The 16,634-nt window shown below is 70.0% G+C and carries 13 protein-coding genes; 8 read left to right on the plus strand and 5 right to left on the minus strand.

What is annotated here, in order from left to right; translation table 11 throughout:
- Positions 1 to 124: 124 nt before the first annotated feature.
- Positions 125 to 1,042 (plus strand): M23 family metallopeptidase, encoded by a 918-nt coding sequence (locus LXT23_RS24205; protein ID WP_253982644.1) that lies wholly within the window; start codon positions 125 to 127, stop codon positions 1,040 to 1,042.
- A 45-nt stretch (positions 1,043 to 1,087) separates the two neighbouring features.
- Here the strand turns inward: LXT23_RS24205 and LXT23_RS24210 are convergent, their stop codons facing one another.
- Together LXT23_RS24210 and rlmM are read right to left on the minus strand one after the other, a co-directional pair.
- Complete coding sequence (locus LXT23_RS24210; RefSeq protein WP_253982645.1) at positions 1,088 to 1,792, minus strand: nucleotidyl cyclase domain-containing protein; 705 nt, start codon at positions 1,790 to 1,792, stop codon at positions 1,088 to 1,090.
- Positions 1,793 to 1,835: 43 nt separating this feature from the next.
- On the minus strand, positions 1,836 to 2,858 hold the full coding sequence (gene rlmM, locus LXT23_RS24215) for a 23S rRNA (cytidine(2498)-2'-O)-methyltransferase RlmM (protein WP_253982646.1): 1,023 nt from the start codon (positions 2,856 to 2,858) through the stop codon (positions 1,836 to 1,838).
- Between the two features lie 358 nt (positions 2,859 to 3,216).
- Here rlmM and secA point away from each other — a divergent pair, with 358 nt between their 5' ends.
- From secA to LXT23_RS24245, 6 genes are all read left to right on the plus strand, one after another.
- Positions 3,217 to 6,051, plus strand: a complete 2,835-nt coding sequence (secA, locus tag LXT23_RS24220) for a preprotein translocase subunit SecA (protein ID WP_253982647.1) — start codon at positions 3,217 to 3,219, stop codon at positions 6,049 to 6,051.
- Positions 6,052 to 6,444: 393 nt separating this feature from the next.
- Complete coding sequence (gene rpsB, locus LXT23_RS24225; RefSeq protein WP_253982648.1) at positions 6,445 to 7,431, plus strand: 30S ribosomal protein S2; 987 nt, start codon at positions 6,445 to 6,447, stop codon at positions 7,429 to 7,431.
- Positions 7,432 to 7,588: 157 nt separating this feature from the next.
- Positions 7,589 to 8,242: a translation elongation factor Ts gene (tsf, locus tag LXT23_RS24230; protein ID WP_253982649.1), complete on the plus strand. Its 654-nt coding sequence runs from the start codon at positions 7,589 to 7,591 to the stop codon at positions 8,240 to 8,242.
- 208 nt (positions 8,243 to 8,450) lie between these two features.
- Complete coding sequence (gene pyrH, locus LXT23_RS24235; RefSeq protein WP_253982650.1) at positions 8,451 to 9,203, plus strand: UMP kinase; 753 nt, start codon at positions 8,451 to 8,453, stop codon at positions 9,201 to 9,203.
- 43 nt (positions 9,204 to 9,246) lie between these two features.
- Entirely contained in the window at positions 9,247 to 9,804 is a 558-nt protein-coding gene (gene frr, locus LXT23_RS24240) for a ribosome recycling factor (RefSeq protein WP_253982651.1), read from the plus strand.
- A complete protein-coding gene (locus tag LXT23_RS24245) occupies positions 9,804 to 10,985 on the plus strand; it encodes a diguanylate cyclase (protein ID WP_253982652.1) in 1,182 nt (393 codons plus the stop codon). The genes frr and LXT23_RS24245 overlap by 1 nt, the downstream gene beginning before the upstream one ends.
- On the opposite strand, the gene cyaY is transcribed toward LXT23_RS24245, so the two are convergent.
- Positions 10,973 to 11,305 (minus strand): iron donor protein CyaY, encoded by a 333-nt coding sequence (cyaY, locus tag LXT23_RS24250; protein ID WP_253982653.1) that lies wholly within the window; start codon positions 11,303 to 11,305, stop codon positions 10,973 to 10,975. The genes LXT23_RS24245 and cyaY overlap by 13 nt on opposite strands.
- Before the next feature lie 13 nt (positions 11,306 to 11,318).
- The gene (locus tag LXT23_RS24255) at positions 11,319 to 11,813 is read right to left on the minus strand and encodes a SixA phosphatase family protein (RefSeq protein ID WP_253982654.1); all 495 of its coding nucleotides are present in this window, start codon (positions 11,811 to 11,813) and stop codon (positions 11,319 to 11,321) included.
- Between the two features lie 183 nt (positions 11,814 to 11,996).
- On the opposite strand from LXT23_RS24255, the gene LXT23_RS24260 reads away from it, so the two are divergent.
- Positions 11,997 to 12,665 carry a hypothetical protein gene (locus LXT23_RS24260; protein WP_253982655.1) on the plus strand — a complete coding sequence of 223 codons (669 nt, stop codon included), beginning with the start codon at positions 11,997 to 11,999 and terminating at the stop codon, positions 12,663 to 12,665.
- A gap of 25 nt (positions 12,666 to 12,690) precedes the next feature.
- On the opposite strand, the gene LXT23_RS24265 is transcribed toward LXT23_RS24260, so the two are convergent.
- Positions 12,691 to 16,470 carry an FAD-dependent oxidoreductase gene (locus tag LXT23_RS24265; protein WP_253982656.1) on the minus strand — a complete coding sequence of 1,260 codons (3,780 nt, stop codon included), beginning with the start codon at positions 16,468 to 16,470 and terminating at the stop codon, positions 12,691 to 12,693.
- Positions 16,471 to 16,634 lie beyond the last annotated feature (164 nt).

The raw sequence follows: 16,634 nt of genomic DNA on the forward strand, positions 1-16,634 counted from the left end.
GTAACGGCGAAACGCCTCTGGGAGACGGAGTGGGGGGGTGGAGTGGCGGGGGGAGGTGTTGCGCGAGAGCAAGCGACTTAGCTTGTCGCGCCAGAAGTCCCACGCAAAGCAGGGGAGCGGTCCCGTGGCGAAAAAGTCCTTCACACTGATGGTGATCCCGGATCATGACGCTCCGGTGAAGCGGTACACCATCCAGCGGTCCTTCCTCATGCAGGTGGGGATGGGGCTGATGTTGGTGGTGGGACTGTCGGCGGGTGCGAGCATCCACTACTTCCAGGTGGCGGCGGACGCCTCGGAGAACCGCATCCTCCGTGAGGAGAACCTCACGCTGCGCTCGCAGCTCAAGTCGGTGCGCGAGCGCATCGAGCACATCGGCTCCACGCTGGACAGGGTGGAGCGGTTCGACCAGAAGCTGCGCGCGGTGACGCTGCTGTCGGACCCGCAGCGCAACCTGGCCATGGGCCCCACGGAGCCCGAGGCGGGCACCACGGCGCCGACGACGGCCACCCAGTTCACCCAGCTCACCACCACGGAGACGCCCAAGGCGCTGCTGGGCCGGCTGGACAGGCTGAGCGCGGAGGCCACCCGTCAGGAGCAGAGCCTCCAGGAGCTGCAGGCGTACTTCCAGGACCAGAAGTCGCTCTTGGCCTCCACGCCGTCCGTCTGGCCCGCGCGCGGCTGGGTGACGAGCGACTTCGGCTCGCGGTTGGATCCGTACACCGCCGACCGCGTCATGCACGCCGGCATCGACATCGCGGCGCCGCACGGGAAGGAAATCTACTCCCCGTCGGACGGCACGGTGGTGTTCGCGGGGCTCGAGGGCGGCTACGGCAACGTGCTCGTCATCGACCACGGCTACGGCATCAAGACGCGCTACGGCCACCTGGCGAAGATGCTGGTGAAGGCCGGCGACAAGGTGAAGCGCGGCGCGCTCATCGCCGCCGTCGGCAACACCGGCCGCTCCACCGGCCCGCACCTCCACTATGAGGTCCGCGTCAACGGGATTCCCCAGAACCCGCGCAAGTTCATCCTCGAGGAGTAGCCTCCTCTCGCGGCCTTCTTTCCGCGCCTGCCCCCGGAGTCCTCTTCAGGGCGTGGCGGGCGCGGGGACGAAGCCATCCAGGCGCAGGCGGCGGCGCTGCAGCCCGCTGGAGCGCCCGGTTCGCACCATGACGTGGGTGCGCTCCAGCTCCGCCCACACCAGCGGCCCCAGCACCTGCCAGTGCGAGGGCGCATCCACCGTCAGCTCCAGCAGGCTCACCGTCCACGCCGGCACGTCCGCGTCGGGCGTGCCCTCGGGCAGCACGCGGCGCACGTCGCGGGCCAGGCGCTCCTGCGTGGGGACGTCCAGGTCCTCGCGCACGGTGAGCTGCGAGGTGGGCACCAGCAGCGCGGCGAAGGCGTCCGGGTGCACGCGCAGCACCTTCGCGCCGGGGTACTGCGCGGCGAGGGACTCCGCGGTCGCGCGCAGCACCGCGTCCCCGGTGGCGAAGCCGAAGCGCGCGTTGACGTGAATCATGCCCTGCACGTCGGCGATGACGGCCCCCACGCGCCACCCGTCGTGGTGCGCGTGCGTGGACAAGTCGTACTCCTCCTTCAGGAGGCTGCCCTGGGTGAGGGCGGGCACCTGGAGGGCGCCCGTCTTCGCGTCCGGGTGGCCCCGGCGGGCCTGCTCCGCCTGGAGGAGCAGCTCCACCGCGGCCTGCACGGGCGCGTCCCGGTGGCGCTGGAGCACCCACGGGTTCAGGGCGATGAGGGCGGTGGCGGTGGCGTCGTCGAGGGGGTAGGGCATCGCGCCCCTTGTGTAGCGCGTCCCGGGCCCCCGCGCAGGCGCTTCACTTCATGCGGTGGGCCGTCACCGTCACCTCGTCCCGGTCATGGTAGAGCTGGCGGACGGTGAGGCCCTCCCAGCCTCCCTCCGCCGTCAGGGTGTGGCGCACGCGCAGCAGGACGGGGTTCTTGTCCTTCATCGGCAGCTTGATGTTGGCCACCAGGTGGCGCGCCCAGTTCTTGCGGCCCCACTTCGCCAGCAGCTGCGCCACCTCCAGGGGCCGCCAGGCCATGTCGCAGAAGAGCCAGTCCACCGGCTCGTCGGGCGCGTAGGCGAAGGCGCTCTGCTGCACGTGCTGGACGCGCCGGTTGGCGGCCAGCTCCGGCATCAGCTTCGCCGGGTCCACCGCCACCACCCGCGCGCCGCGCGCCACCAGTCGCTGCGTCCACCCGCCGGGCGCCGCGCCCAGGTCCACGCAGACGTCCCCGCGCCCGGGCTCGAAGGCCAGCCCGTCGAGCGCCTCCTCCAGCTTCATGGCCGCGCGCGAGGGGGACTCTCCGGCGCGCTTCATGCGCCGCCGTCCGCCCGCCGCCAGGGACAGCGCCTCGCGCGCGTGCACCGCGCCCACCACCGTCACCCCGTCCGGCGCCACGCACAGGCCCACCACCAGGGCGCCCGACTCGCGCGCCCGCTGCGCGTCCTCCACCAGCCGCTCCGAGGGGAGCCGGGCGTGCACCGCCGCCTCCAGCGCCTCCGCGGGCGCCGTCAGCGCGTTGCCGCGCGGCGTGTCCGGCGTGAAGGCCTGCACCACCCAGGGCGAGCGGCCGGGCAGGGCGAGCACGGCCTTCGCCGCGGCCTCCGCCACCTCGTCCGGCGTGCGTCCCGCCAGCGTCACGGCCACGCGGTAGCCGGCGCGCGCGAAGGCGGGGGTGAGGCCGGTGACGGCCTCGCTCTCCACCAGGGCCTCGCCGAGCAGGCGGGGGTGCGCGCCCGCCCACTCCAGCTCCTCGTAGAGGTGCGACTCGAAGCCCGCACGGCAGGTCCACAGCCAGTGCCCTGGACGCGCGGCCAGCGTCTGCGAGGGCATGGGCGGCACCTTCGCCCGGGCGGGAGCCCGGGGACTGGGGGCGGGAGGCGCGGCCCGGGAAGGCTGCTTGCCCGCCGGGGCAGGGCCCGGGCGACCGCCGGGGGCCTGGGGGCGGGCAGGGCGGCGGGGCGCGTTTCGGGGAGAAGGGGCGCCCGGCCTGCGGCGTTGATTTCGCGTAGGGGACATTGCGTGTGCTCGGTTCCGCTTTACTCTGAGCCGCTGCGTGGTGAGCGACCGTCCGAGTGGAAGTTTCGGAGGCCGCGCGTGGTTTCCAACCGTTTCTCCCTTACATCTCCTGGGATTTCCCTTCACTCGCCGCCGTCCTTCGAGGATTCTCCGGCGCGAGAGAGCCGACCGAATGATCGAATGGACGCTGAAGAAGCTCATTGGGACCAAGAATGAGCGCGAGCTCAAGAAGGCCCACGGGAAGGTGGCTCGTGTCAACGAGCTGGAGACCCGGATGCGGGCCCTCAAGGACGAGGACTTCGCGAAGGAGACCGCGCGCCTGAAGCAGGAGGTGCAGAACGGCAGGTCGCTGGACGACATGCTGTTCGAGGCCTTCGCCATCACCCGCGAGGCGGCGCGCCGCGTCATCGGCCAGCGCCACTACGACGTGCAGCTCATCGGCGGCATGTTCCTCCACGAGGGCTGCATCGCGGAGATGCGCACCGGTGAAGGCAAGACGCTGACGGCGACGCTGCCCTGCTACCTCAACGCGCTGTCCGGGCGTGGCGTGCACGTGGTGACGGTGAACGACTACCTCGCCCGCCGCGACGCGGAGTGGATGGGGCGCGTCTACCGCTTCCTGGGCATGACGACGGGCTGCGTCCTGCACGAGCTGACGGACAAGCAGCGGCAGGAGGCGTACCGCTCGGACATCACCTACGGGCAGAACAACGAGTTCGGCTTCGACTACCTGCGCGACAACATGAAGTTCCGCCTGCAGGACTACGTCCAGCGCGAGCTGAACTACGCCATCGTCGACGAGGTGGACTCCATCCTCATCGACGAGGCCCGCACGCCGCTCATCATCTCCGGCCCCACCGAGGACAGCACGGACAAGTACTACCGGGTGGACCAGGTCATCCCCGGGCTGGTGCCGGACCAGGATTACACCCTGGACGAGAAGCACCGCGCCGTGTCCCTCACGGACGAGGGCATCGAGAAGCTCCAGAAGCGGCTGGGCGTGGGAAACCTGTACGAGCCGGGCGAAATCGAGACGCTCCACCACGTGGACCAGGCCCTGCGCGCGCACACGCTCTACAAGCGCGACAAGGACTACGTCGTGAAGGACGGCGAGGTCGTCATCGTCGACGAGTTCACCGGCCGGCAGATGCCGGGACGCCGCTGGTCGGACGGCCTCCACCAGGCCATCGAGGCCAAGGAGGGCGTGAAGATCGAGAACGAGAACCAGACGCTGGCGACCATCTCGTTCCAGAACTACTTCCGCATGTACTCCAAGCTGTCCGGCATGACGGGCACCGCGGACACGGAGGCGGAGGAGTTCGCGAAGATCTACAACCTCGACGTGCGCGTCATCCCCACCAACCGCGCCAACATCCGCAAGGACCTGCAGGACGTGGTCTACAAGACGGAGCGCGAGAAGTTCGAGGCGGTGGCGGCGCAGATTGAGGAGCTGCACAAGGCGGGGCAGCCGGTGCTGGTGGGCACGGTGTCCATCGCCAAGAGCGAGGTGGTGGCCAACTTCCTCAAGAAGCGCGGCATCCCCCACAACGTGCTGAACGCCAAGCAGCACCAGCGCGAGGCAGACATCGTCGCGCAGGCGGGCAGCAAGGGCGCCGTCACCATCTCCACCAACATGGCCGGCCGCGGCACGGACATCCTCCTGGGCGGCAACGCGGAGGTGATGGCCAAGGCGCAGGTGGGCCCGCCGCCGGAGCCGCCCGAGCAGCCCCCGCTGACCCCGGAGGGGCAGCCGGACCTGACGGCGTACCAGCAGGCCGTGGCGGACTGGGAGAAGAAGCTCGCCGACACCAAGGTGAAGCTCGAGGAGCAGACGAAGAAGGAGCGCGAGGAGGTGATGGCGGCCGGAGGCCTGTTCATCATCGGCACCGAGCGCCACGAGTCGCGCCGCGTGGACAACCAACTGCGTGGCCGCGCCGGCCGCCAGGGCGACCCGGGCGCCAGCCGCTTCTTCCTGTCGCTCGAGGACGACCTGATGCGCATCTTCGGGTCCGAGCGCATCCAGGGCCTGATGGAGCGGCTGGGCATGGAGGAGGGCGAGGTCATCGAGCACGTGTGGCTGTCGCGTGCGATTGAGGGCGCCCAGAAGCGCGTCGAGGGCCACAACTTCGACATCCGCAAGAATCTGCTCGAGTACGACGATGTGATGAACCAGCAGCGGCGCACCATCTACAAGCTGCGCCGCCAGGTGCTGGCCGCCGGCGCAGGCGTGCCGCTGGTGGAGTACACGGAGGACCCCAAGACTCGCGTGAAGAGCCGCTCCGAGCGGACGGTGAGCTGGGACGACTTCCGCGAGCTGGTGCTGGACTCCATGGAGGACGCCATCGTGTCCCTCACGGACACGTACGCGCCCACCCGCGGCGTGGACGGCTGGGACATGTCCGCGCTGCAGCAGGGCGTGAAGGACACCTTCAACCTGGAGATGGGCTTCGAGGGCGTGGGCAGCCGCGAGGAGCTCCAGGAGCACATCTACAAGGCGGCGGAGAAGGTCTTCAAGGCGCGCGAGGAGGAGTTCGGCGAGAACTTCATGCGCTTCCTCCAGTACAACTACCTGGCGACCATCGACCGGCTCTGGAAGGACCACCTGCTGGCCATGGACCACCTGCGCCAGGGCATCGGCCTGCGCGGCTATGGCCAGAAGGACCCGAAGCAGGAGTACAAGAAGGAGGGCTACCAGGGCTTCATCCAGATGCTCTCCGCCATCAAGGCCCAGTTCGTCACCCAGCTCATGCAGGTCCAGCCCCGCTCCGCGAGCAACGCCGCGGAGGAGGCCGCCCGTATCCAGCGCCAGCTCGCGCAGCAGCAGAAGCGCGCGGTGGAGGGGCGCGGCACCGCGGATGGCAAGCTGGACGAGGCCTCCGTCGCCGCGGCGGCCCGGCCGGCGGCCGCCAAGTCGGACGGCCCCCGCGTGGGCCGCAACGACCCGTGCCCCTGCGGCAGCGGTCGCAAGTACAAGAAGTGCCACGGTGCCGCGGAGGCCAACGCCTAGGCGAAGGCCCCCCTGGACGCCCAGGTGGCAGGACGCCGGCGCGGCGTCGTCCCCTCGCCAGGGGGCGGCTACCGCGCCGGTGGTGTTTCTGGCGTCCACCCTGCCAAGTGGGGTGTGCCCTGCGGCCCGGAGGGCAGGCAGGCGCTGTCCGTCCGCACTGGCACTCCCCGTGCCGTGAAGCTTGCGCCGTGCGGAAGGGTTCTGTTAAGGACCCCCGGCCCCTGGGTATGGGGTGAGGGAGTATTTCACCCTCGTAGCAACCACTACACACACGCTCGTGCCGGTCGCCGGTGCCTCCGTGGGTGGAGGGCCTCTCCTCGGAGAGGGACTCCCCCCGGTCGTCACGACTGGAGCATGACGAGCGTGGCGGACGACAACCGGAGAGAGACTCACATGGAAACGCAGGACACGCAGACGCAGGGACAGGCGATGGCCGCCACGAGCGGCATCACGATGCGGCAGCTGCTGGAGGCCGGTGTTCACTTCGGCCACCAGACCAAGCGCTGGAACCCGAAGATGAAGCCCTACATCTTCGGTGCCCGCAACGGCATCTACATCATCGACCTGCAGAAGACGGTCAACATGGCCCGCTCGGCGTTCCGCTTCGTGGCGGACATCACCGCGCGTGGTGGCTCGGTGCTCTTCGTGGGCACCAAGAAGCAGGCGCAGGACGTCATCCGCGAGGAGGCCGCGCGCGCCGGTCAGTTCTTCGTCACCAGCCGATGGCTGGGCGGCACGCTGACCAACTTCAAGACCATCAAGCAGGGCATCGACCGGCTGAAGACGCTGGAGAAGATGTCCGAGGACGGGACGTTCGACCGCCTTCCCAAGAAGGAGGTCGCCCAGCTCGAGCGTGAGCGCGAGAAGCTGGAGAAGAACCTGGGCGGCGTGAAGGAGATGTCGAAGCTGCCCCGCTGCGTCTTCGTCATCGACCCGAAGAAGGAGCACATCGCCATCCACGAGGCGAGCCGCCTCGGCATCCCGGTCATCGGCCTGGTCGACACGAACTGCGATCCGGACGGCATCGACTTCGTGATTCCGGGCAACGACGACGCCATCCGCTCCATCAAGCTCTTCACCTCGAAGATCGCCGAGGCCTGCCTCGAGGGTGCGGCCCGCTACCGCGCCTCGGGCGCCGCCGACCGCGACGAGCAGGAGGAGCGCGAGGGCCGTGACGACCGTGGCGACCGCCGCGATGACCGCCGGGGCCCGCGCCGTGGCGACCGCCGCGACGACCGCCGTGGCGGTGACCGCGGTGGTGACCGTGGCGGCGAGCGCCGCGGTCCTCTCGTGGAGATGAAGGGCGCCCCCGTCGCCGCCGAGCAGCCGGCCGCCGAGGGTGGTGCCGAGGGTGGCGGCGAGGCCCCCGCGGCCGAGTAGTCGTCCCTTCCTCACCTGCTTCGAGGCGGCCGGGTGGCGTCAGAAACGCCTGCTACCCGGCCGTCTGTGTTTCCCGTGTAGCGACGTACCCCTTTTTCAACCCCAATGCTCCGCCCGGCGCCTGGCGCCCACGTAGCGGCGGAGCCTGGAGACGACAATGGCCGAGGTCAGCGCCCAGATGGTGAAGGAGCTCCGCGAGCGGACCGGCGCGGGCTTGATGGACTGCAAGAAGGCGCTCGCCGAGAGCGCCGGTGACTTCGCGAAGGCCGAGGAGTGGCTGCGCAAGAAGGGCATCTCCCGTCAGGCCGGCAAGGAAGGCCGCGTGGCCTCGGAGGGCCTCATCGGCACCTACCTCCACGGTGGCCGCATCGGCGTCATCGTCGAGGTCAACTGCGAGACGGACTTCGTCGCCCGCAACCCGGACTTCCAGGACCTGGTGAAGGACGTGGCCATGCAGGTTGCCGCGGCCAGCCCCAAGTACGTCCGCCGCGAGGAAGTGCCGACGGACAACCTGGACAAGGAGAAGGAAATCCAGCGCGAGCTGCTCAAGCAGCAGGGCAAGCCCGAGGCGATGCTGGACAAGATTCTCGTCGGGAAGATGGAGAAGTACTACGAGGGCGTCTGCCTCGTGGACCAGCTCTGGGTGAAGGACGACAAGAAGAAGGTCGGTGAGATGATCACCGAGCGCGCCGCGAAGATTGGCGAGAAGGTCACCGTGCGCCGCTTCGTCCGGTACGAGGTCGGCGAGGGCATCGCCAAGCAGAAGGACGACCTCGCCGCCGAGGTCGCCAAGACGCTGGGCCAGGCGTAGTGCCGGCGGCCCCTGTTCGGGGGCCATGAGGCAGGACGACGGCAGGAGTGAGGGCCGCGCGCACGGGTACCCCCAGGGGGAGCCGGGCGACGCGGCCCTCGCCTTTGCGGGCGGACCCCGCCCGTGCGACCGACAGCGGACGATGCGGGGTGGGGAAGCCGACTCGGCCGTTGATCGAGCGCGGGACGGGGGATACAAGCGGTGGCGCATGTCCTCCGACACCAAGAGCCCCCTCCGTTACAAGCGCATCCTCCTCAAGCTCTCGGGCGAGGCCCTGATGGGCGAAGGGAAGTACGGCATCCATCCGCCCACGCTCACCGCCATCGCGGAGGAGGTCATCGAGGTGGTGCAGGCCGGCGTGGAGGTGGCCCTCGTCATCGGCGGCGGCAACATCTTCCGCGGCGTCGCGGGCGCCACCGAGGGCATGGACCGCGCCAGCGCGGACTACATGGGGATGCTGGCCACCTGCATCAACTCCATGGCCATGCAGGACGCCCTGGAGAAGAAGGGCATGCACACGCGGGTGCTGTCGGCCATCAAGATGGAGCAGATTGCCGAGCCCTACATCCGCCGGCGCGCGGTGCGCCACCTGGAGAAGGGCCGCGTCGTCATCTTCGCCGCGGGCACCGGCAACCCGTACTTCACGACGGACACCGCCGCCTCGCTGCGCGCCATGGAAATCAACGCCAACGTCATCCTCAAGGCGACGAAGGTGGACGGCATCTACAGCGCCGACCCGAAGAAGGACCCCACCGCGCGCCGCTACCGCGCGCTGACGTACATGGATGTGCTGCGGCAGAACCTCAATGTGATGGACTCCACGGCCATCTCGCTGTGCATGGACAACAAGCTTCCCCTCATCGTCTTCGACATGACCGTGCGTGGGAACATCGGCCGCGCGGTGCTGGGCAACGGGGAGATTGGTACGCTGGTGGGCGGTACCGAGACTGTCTGGGCCTGAGCCCGGACGCACGCCGCCGGCAAGCACTCAAGGAGAGACCGCAATGAGTGGAGACGTCGTCGCCGAACTGAAGGGCCGCATCGACAAGACGCTCGAGGACCTGCGCCGCGAGCTGCAGAAGGTGCGCACCGGGCGCGCCAGCACCGCCATCCTGGACGGCATCCGGGTGGACTACTACGGCACGCCGACCCCGCTGTCGGGCGTGGCCAGCGTCAACTCCCCCGAGCCCCGGCTCATCACCATCAAGCCGTGGGAGAAGAGCGTCCTGAAGGAAATCGAGAAGGCGCTGCGCGAGGCCAACCTCGGCATCAACCCGATGAACGACGGGGAGATGATTCGCCTGCCCTTCCCGCCGCTCACCGAGGAGCGCCGCAAGGACATCGCCAAGCAGGTGAAGACGAAGGGTGAGGACCACAAGGTCGCCATCCGCAACGTCCGCCGCGATGCCAACGAGGCGCTCAAGGTCCAGCTGAAGGACAAGAAGATCACCGAGGACGACCACAAGCGCATCACCGAGGTCGTCCAGAAGCAGACCGATGCCGGCATCTCCCAGGTGGACGACATCGTGAAGAAGAAGGAGAAGGAGGTCATGGAGGTCTGATGTCCTCCGTGCTCCTGGCCGAGCCCTCCGCCGCGGTGGCCGGCACGCTGCGCCGGTACCTGGAGGGCGCCGGCCACGAGGTGTCCTGGGTGGGCGGCGCCGATGAGGCGCTGCGCCTCACCCGGGAGCGCCCGCCCGACGTGCTGCTGGCCTCTGGGACGGGCGCGCTGGACGGCGAGGCGCTGTGCCGCGGCCTGCGTGCGCGTGGCTCCGCCCTCCCGCTCCTGCTGGTGTACCCACCCGACGAGGACCACGCGGATGAGCGCGCCGCCGAGGCGGGCGCGGACGGCTGCCTCGTAGGGCCCCTCAAGCGCGGCACCGTGCTGACGTGCGTGGCGCTGCTGGTGCAACGCGAGGCGGCCCGGCAACAGGCGGGCTCGCGGGTGGGCGACACCGGACATCCCCCGGAGGGCATGCCTCGCGCCATGGCGGCGCCCGAGGTCGTCGCCACAAGCCTGGTCGCTCCCGCCGAGGACTTCTTCGGCCTCAACCCGACGCCGGCCGCCATGCCCGCGCCTGCCCCCGTCGCGCCGCCTCCCGGGCCCGCTGCCGCGGTCGGCCCGTCGCGCTCCATGGGCTTCGCCATCACCCCGGTGCCGGGCACGCTGTCCGTGCTGGAGCCCGAGGGGCGCCGCGTCACGCGCCCGGAGCTGCCGGCCGTGGCCGTGGGGACGTCGCCGGACTTCGAGTTCCTCAAGCGATTGATGCTGATGGAGGTGAAGCGCAGCCGGCGCTACCGCTACCCCATCGCCGTGCTGCTGGTGGAGCTGGACGGCTTCGCGGAGCGCAGCGCCTCCCTGTCTCCCGCCGGGCGCACGGCGCTGCTGGCCGAGGCGCTGGGGGTGCTGGTGGCGGGCGTGCGCGACATCGACGTGGCGGTGCCCTTCGCGGAGAGCCGCTTCGTGGTGTTCCTGCCGCACACGCCGAAGTCCGGCGCGCTGGTGGTGGCCGAGCGCCTGCGGGAGCGGATGAAGGCCGCGCGGACGCTGCCGGACGTGAGCGTCTCCGTGGGGGTGGCCGTGTCGGAGCCTCCGAGCGGCAAGGCGCCTCCCTCGGCCTCCCAGCCCCAGGTCAGCTTCGGGGGCCTGCTCAAGGAGGCGGGCGAGGCCCTGCGCCGGGCGCAGGCGGCCGGCGGCAACCGGGTGGAGCCGGCGGCGGGCGGGCGGCCTCAGCCGGGGTAGACGAAGTCCACGCCGCTGATGTCGTGCACCACGTCGGCGACGAAGGCGAGCAGCTCCAGGCCCCGGCCCTTGTCGTCCTTCCAGGCGCTGGTGGCCAGGTCGTACGTGAAGTGGATGCCCTGGCCCCGCCCGGCCACCCAGATCTGCCGCACGGCGCGCTGGGTGTTGACGATGCACTTCTCCCGCGAGCGGGCGGTGAGCGTCACCATGTCGCCCGTGCTCTCGGCTTCCAGGAGGTCCGGGTCGATGGCATCCGCCGCCGCGAGGATGCGCTTGAAGGCGGCGGAGGCGAGCTGGTTGTAGCGGGCTTCGTCCATCATGGCCGCACGGGCCTCACTGGATGACGTCGAGCACCTGCTGACCGGGGGCCGCGTAGAACACGAACTTGAGCTGCGGCGTCTCCCCTTCCGAGCGCTCCAGGGCGATGACGGTGCCCGGGTTGACCGGCTTGGGGAAGGACTGCATGCCCAGCAGGTGCGCCGCCAGCGCGCCCATGGACGGCTGATGCCCCACGAGCACCAGATTCTCATCCGAGTGCTCGGTGAGGACCGGCTCCACCGCGCCCACCGGCATGTCCGGCAGCAGGCAGCGGTGCGCCTTCAGCAGCCCCTCGTGCCTGGTCGCGAACGACAGCAACTGCGCCGTCTGGACCGTTCGCACCAACGGGCTGGTGAGGATGAGCCCCACCGGCCCCATGCGCTCGGCCAACGACGAGAAGTGTTGGAAGGTACTGGCGCGGGACTTCGCGGTGAGCGCGCGCGCCTCGTCGCCGAGACCCTCGGGGACCTCCGCGTCCGCATCGCCGTGCCTAACCAGGAAAATCCTCAAAGTCCCTCCACCGCTTTCGACAGGACCGCGGTTCGTACACGAGCGCGGCCCGGTTGGTCAAAGGTAATGCGGCGATTGTTCAGTGGCCGGAACAAGCCTCTCGTGACAGACAGATGGGCTTCATCTCCAGCCTTGCAAGGGGCGGGAGCACTCGGCGGCCCCGGCCCGTCTGGAGGAGAACGCATGCGCATGGTGCTGTGGGGACTGTTGGTATCGCTGGCCTTCTCGGCTTGTAAGAAGGAGGAGGCGGCCTCGGGCCCGGTCGCTGGGGAGGCAGGCGAGGCGGCCACCGGCGGCCCGGCGACGGGGGAGGTGGCGGAAGGCCCCTACACGGTGACGAAGCCCAAGCTGGACGCCTACGTGGGCTACCAGCGGCACATGCTGGACGTCTACGGCTCGCTGCTCAAGGGCCTGCAGGGCGTGGGCGCGCTGGTGGACGCGGGCACGCCGGAGGCGCTGGCGGCGGCGCGCGACGGCCTCAAGGTGGTGGAGGCCAAGGCCAGGGCGGAGGCGGAGGCGCGCGCCCGGGCGGGCCTCACCGAGGCGGACGTCAACGGCATCGCCGAGGTGGTGACGGCGGTCATCAGCCAGCGGCAGCTCGGACGCACGCTCCAGTACGAGGAGGAGCTGAAGAAGCTGGAGGCGCTCCAGGCGAAGCTCCCTCCAGAGCAGCAGGAGGGCATGACGGCCCAGGTGGCCTCCATGCGCAGGCAGGTGGAGGCCTTCGAGAAGCTGGCCGACGCCCGCCGCGAGTACGGCGACGCCAACGTGGACGTGGTCCTCACCCGCGAGGACGACCTGATGAAGAACTACCAGGAGATGCTCCGGGTCTTCACCGGCACGCGCCGCTGAAGACCCGGGAGCGGGCAGGGCGCCGCTAGACGCGCTTGAGGTGCGGCGCCTTCTTGAGCAGCTGCGCCAGGAAGACGTCCGCCACCTTCTCCATGACGGTGTTGCCGCGCAGGCGCTGGTTGAGGTTGACGAAGTCCACCTGGTCCAGCCGCTGGTCCTGGTTGTAGCAGGAGAACACCCACGTCTCCTTGCCGGTGAGCGGGTCCACGTGCCGCTGGAGGCACTGGGCGCAGATCTCCTTCATCATGCACTGCATCGGCGAGTTGATGGAGCCGATGGCCTCGTGCCCGGGCTTGAGGTGCGGCTGGAGCACGCCGTGCCGCGCCTCGGCCACCGCGCGCATCATCCGGTCCGAGCCGATGGCGATGATGCGGTCCACGTCGGCCAGGGAGATGACGGGCGCCGGGCCCAGCCGGTTCTCCGCGTAGGCCAGCATGGCCTGCACCACGTTGCCCCGGAACGCCGAGTCCTGCGGACGCCGCGGCTCAATCGTGTCCCCGCTGTCCACCGACCACACAATCTGGTCCGTGCCGGCCTCGATTTCGTCCTGCTTGAACGAGTCCGACTTCTGCCGGTAGCCGGCGAAGTAGACGACGCGGCAGCCGGCCGCCTTGAGCGAGCGGGCGATGGAGAAGAGCACCGCGTTGCCCAGGCCGCCGCCCACCAGGGCCACCGTCTCGTTGTGGCCGATTTCGGTGGGCGCGCCGGTGGGGCCCATCAGGACGACGGACTCGCCGGGGGTGAGCGCGGCGCACAGGCGCGAGGACGAGCCCATCTCCAGCACGATGGTGCCCATCAGCCCCTTCTCCTTGTCCACCCACGCGCCGGTGAGGGCCAGGCCCTCCATGGTGAGGCGCATGCCGTCCACCACGGGCGCGTTCCGCTCGAAGTTCTGCAGCCGGTAGAACTGGCCGGGGGCGAAGTGGCTGGCCGCGAACGGCGCCCGCACCACCACCTCCACAATCGTGGGCGTCAGGCGGTTGACGGCCACCACGGTGGCGTTGAAGGCGTCATCCAGCTTCGCGAAGTGCGCGGCCCGCTTCTCCTCGCGCCGGGCCTGGGCCAGCTCGTCACCGAAGTCGAGCGAGGCCACTTCCTTCGCGTACAGGCGCGCCACCTCGGGGTGGCCGTCCTTCGCGCTGGCCATGGCCTTCACCACGTTGCCCGCGTAGGTGGGGTGGTTGTCGCCGTAGAAGGAGATGAGGTGGCCGTCCTTCTCGTACGAGGTGAAGAAGCCCACGCGCGCGGCCGGGTCCTCCTTCGCGTCGACGGAGCGCAGCTTGAAGCCTTCCCCGTCCTCCACCAGCTCGTGGCCCTGGAAGTACTCGCCGCGCGCGTCCAGCTTGAACGTGCCCGGGTACTCCTTCTCGTAGGTGACGTTGGGGGACGTGCCGGCGGCGACGCACACCGTGCGCGCGGGCAGCTCGAAGAACTGGCCGCTGCCCTTCAGCTTGCCGTCCACCGTCACCATGCGCTCGAAGCGCAGGGCGCGCACCGCGCCGGTCGCATCCGGCAGGGCCTCCACCGGGCTCATCCGCTCGATGAAGCGGATGCCCTCTTCCAGCGCCTTCGTCACCTCCTCGTGGTTGAGGCGGTAGGCGGGGGACTCGGTGAGGCCGCGGCGGTAGACGAGGCTCACGCCGCCCCAGCCGCGCACCAGCTTGATGAAGTCCGGGTTGCGGCCTTCCGCGTGGGCCTGCTCGCGCTCGGCGCGCACAGCGCGGCCGTGCTCGAGGAACGTCTGGTAGGTGGCGCGCTCCTCGGCGTCCAGGCGGGCCAGCACGGCCTCCTCGCCCAGGTCCGCCACCAGCTTCTCGTGGCGTGACAGCGTCTTCTCCACCTGCACCGGGTAGTACGCCATCAGCTCGGTGGCGGTGTCGATGCCGGTGAGGCCGCCGCCGATGACGATGGCGGGCAGCTGCACCTGGAGGTTGGCCAGCGAGTCCTTCTTGAAGGCGCCGCTGAGCTGCAGCGCCATCAGGAAGTCGCTCGCCTTGCGGATGCCCCGGATGAGGTTGTTCTTCATCCCGATGATGGTGGGGCGCCCGGCGCCGGCGGCGATGGCGATGTGGTCGAAGCCCAGCTGCCACGCGTCTTCAATCGTCAGCGTGCCACCGAAGCGCACGCCGCCGTAGATGCGGAAGCCCTCGCGGCGCGCCAGCGTGAGGTGGATGAGGGTGAGGAAGTTCTTGTCCCAGCGCACGGTGATGCCGTACTCGGACACGCCGCCGAAGCCCTCCAGCACGCGCTCGTCCAGCTCGTTGGTGAGCGCGGACCAGTCGCGGATGGGGCGCAGGGCGCGGCCGTTGCGGCCCACCAGGTCATCCGGGAAGGGCTCTATCTTGAGGCCGTCCACGCCGGTGACGCCGAAGCCCTCGTTGAGCAGGTAGTGCGACAGCGTGTAGCCGGCGGGGCCCAGGCCCACCACCATGACGTTGCGGCCGATGTACGGCAGCGCGCACGGGCGGCGGATGTTGAGCGGGTTCCACCGGGTGAGCAGGCCGTAGATTTCGAAGCCCCAGGGCAGCGCCAGCACGTCGGTGAGGGTGGCCGTCTCCGCCAGGGGGATGTTCACCGGCTCCTGCTTCTGGAAGATGCACGCCTTCATGCAGTCGTTGCAGATGCGGTGGCCGGTGCCCGGGCACATCGGGTTGTCGAGCGTCACCATGGCCAGCGCGGCCACGGAGTTGCCCTCGCGCTTGAGCAGGTGCGCCTCGGAGATGCGCTCGTCGAGCGGGCACCCGTTGAGGGGGATGCCCAGCGGGTTCTTCTTGAAGCTGTGGCCTTCGGCGACGGGGTCCTTCGCGGGGAAGCCCTTGGAGCACGAGTCCTTCGAGCGCTCGTGACAGAGGACGCAGTAGTCCACCTCGTTCATCACGTCGCGCGGGGTGCCCCGGCGGTCGGTGAGCTTGAAGCCGTCGCGGTGGCGCAGGTGGTGCTCGTGCCCCTCGGCGACCTCGGGCAGCTCCGGGTCCGGGCGGTGGAGCTGGACGAGCTGGTCGAACACGAGCGGCTTGGGAATCCGGTGCGTGGGCCAGGCGTGGAAGATGTCCTTCGTCTCCGGGTGCAGGGCGCGCGCGTACGTCCAGCGGTCCGCCAGCGCCAGCAGCGCGCGCACGGCCTGGAGCTCCGCGGCGTCGTCGCCGTGGGTGACGAGGCTGGAGCCGAAGGCGTCCTTGCCCTCGGGCGTGGACACCAGCACGGCGCGCAGCGCGGCCCAGCGGGCGCGCAGCGGCTCCGCCTGGGACTGCAGCTGCGCGGGCAGGCTGCCGGAGAACAGGCGCTCCAGGTCCATCAGCGTGAGGACGGACTCGGCGAGGCCGCGCTCCAGGTCGCCGGTGGCCAGCGCCTCCGGGAAGCCCAACTGCATGAGCAGCCGCATGCGCGCGTCCAGCGCGGGGAACTCGGCGAGCGACGGCCGCTCCGGGGCGCCCTTCTTGAAGACGCGGCGGGTGATGAACTCGCGCTTGAAGTCGAAGAGGGGCAGCTCGCCCTTCAGCTGGCCGGAGAGCCGCTCCAGCTCGGACTCCAGGCGGAAGAGCCTGCCGACGAAGCGCGACACGTGGCGGGCCACGCGGATGAGCAGGTCCGACTCGGCGGGGCCGGTGACGCTCTTGCCCCCGGACTTGCGGTACGCGTCGAAGGCCTGGAAGAGCTCGGGCTCGGCTTCAGCGAGCTGCGCGTCGAAGCGCTCCGTCAGCCGGTGCAGGCCGCGCGGGCGGTAGAGGTCCTCGAAGGTGAAGCCCGGCAGGCCCAGGTTCAGTGAGGAAGCGGAGTCGGAGGGCAGGTCGGTCAAGGCGCGCATGTCACTGAAGGTGTAGGAGGAGCCTGGAGGAACGGCTCCCAGGCGAGGCCTATTTCGCGGTGAGCCGCCCGGAATGCAAGCGGGCTCGTCACCGTCCGTGAAGGACGGCGATGGGAGCGATTGCCCCCGCTTCGCTTCTAACGCGCCGGGCCGACAGGGGCAGG

The sequence above is a fragment of the Pyxidicoccus xibeiensis genome, assembly GCF_024198175.1.
GTDB classification, from domain to species: domain Bacteria; phylum Myxococcota; class Myxococcia; order Myxococcales; family Myxococcaceae; genus Myxococcus; species Myxococcus xibeiensis.

Bases quoted from the DNA above. Each gene is read 5' to 3' on its own strand.
- LXT23_RS24210 (WP_253982645.1), bottom strand. From the start codon at position 1,792: ATGCCCTACCCCCTCGACGACGCCACCGCCACCGCCCTCATCGCCCTG.
- rlmM (WP_253982646.1), bottom strand. From the start codon at position 2,858: ATGCCCTCGCAGACGCTGGCCGCGCGTCCAGGGCACTGGCTGTGGACC.
- secA (WP_253982647.1), top strand. From the start codon at position 3,217: ATGATCGAATGGACGCTGAAGAAGCTCATTGGGACCAAGAATGAGCGC.
- rpsB (WP_253982648.1), top strand. From the start codon at position 6,445: ATGGAAACGCAGGACACGCAGACGCAGGGACAGGCGATGGCCGCCACG.
- tsf (WP_253982649.1), top strand. From the start codon at position 7,589: ATGGCCGAGGTCAGCGCCCAGATGGTGAAGGAGCTCCGCGAGCGGACC.
- pyrH (WP_253982650.1), top strand. From the start codon at position 8,451: ATGTCCTCCGACACCAAGAGCCCCCTCCGTTACAAGCGCATCCTCCTC.
- frr (WP_253982651.1), top strand. From the start codon at position 9,247: ATGAGTGGAGACGTCGTCGCCGAACTGAAGGGCCGCATCGACAAGACG.
- LXT23_RS24245 (WP_253982652.1), top strand. From the start codon at position 9,804: ATGTCCTCCGTGCTCCTGGCCGAGCCCTCCGCCGCGGTGGCCGGCACG.
- cyaY (WP_253982653.1), bottom strand. From the start codon at position 11,305: ATGATGGACGAAGCCCGCTACAACCAGCTCGCCTCCGCCGCCTTCAAG.
- LXT23_RS24260 (WP_253982655.1), top strand. From the start codon at position 11,997: ATGCGCATGGTGCTGTGGGGACTGTTGGTATCGCTGGCCTTCTCGGCT.
- LXT23_RS24265 (WP_253982656.1), bottom strand. From the start codon at position 16,470: ATGCGCGCCTTGACCGACCTGCCCTCCGACTCCGCTTCCTCACTGAAC.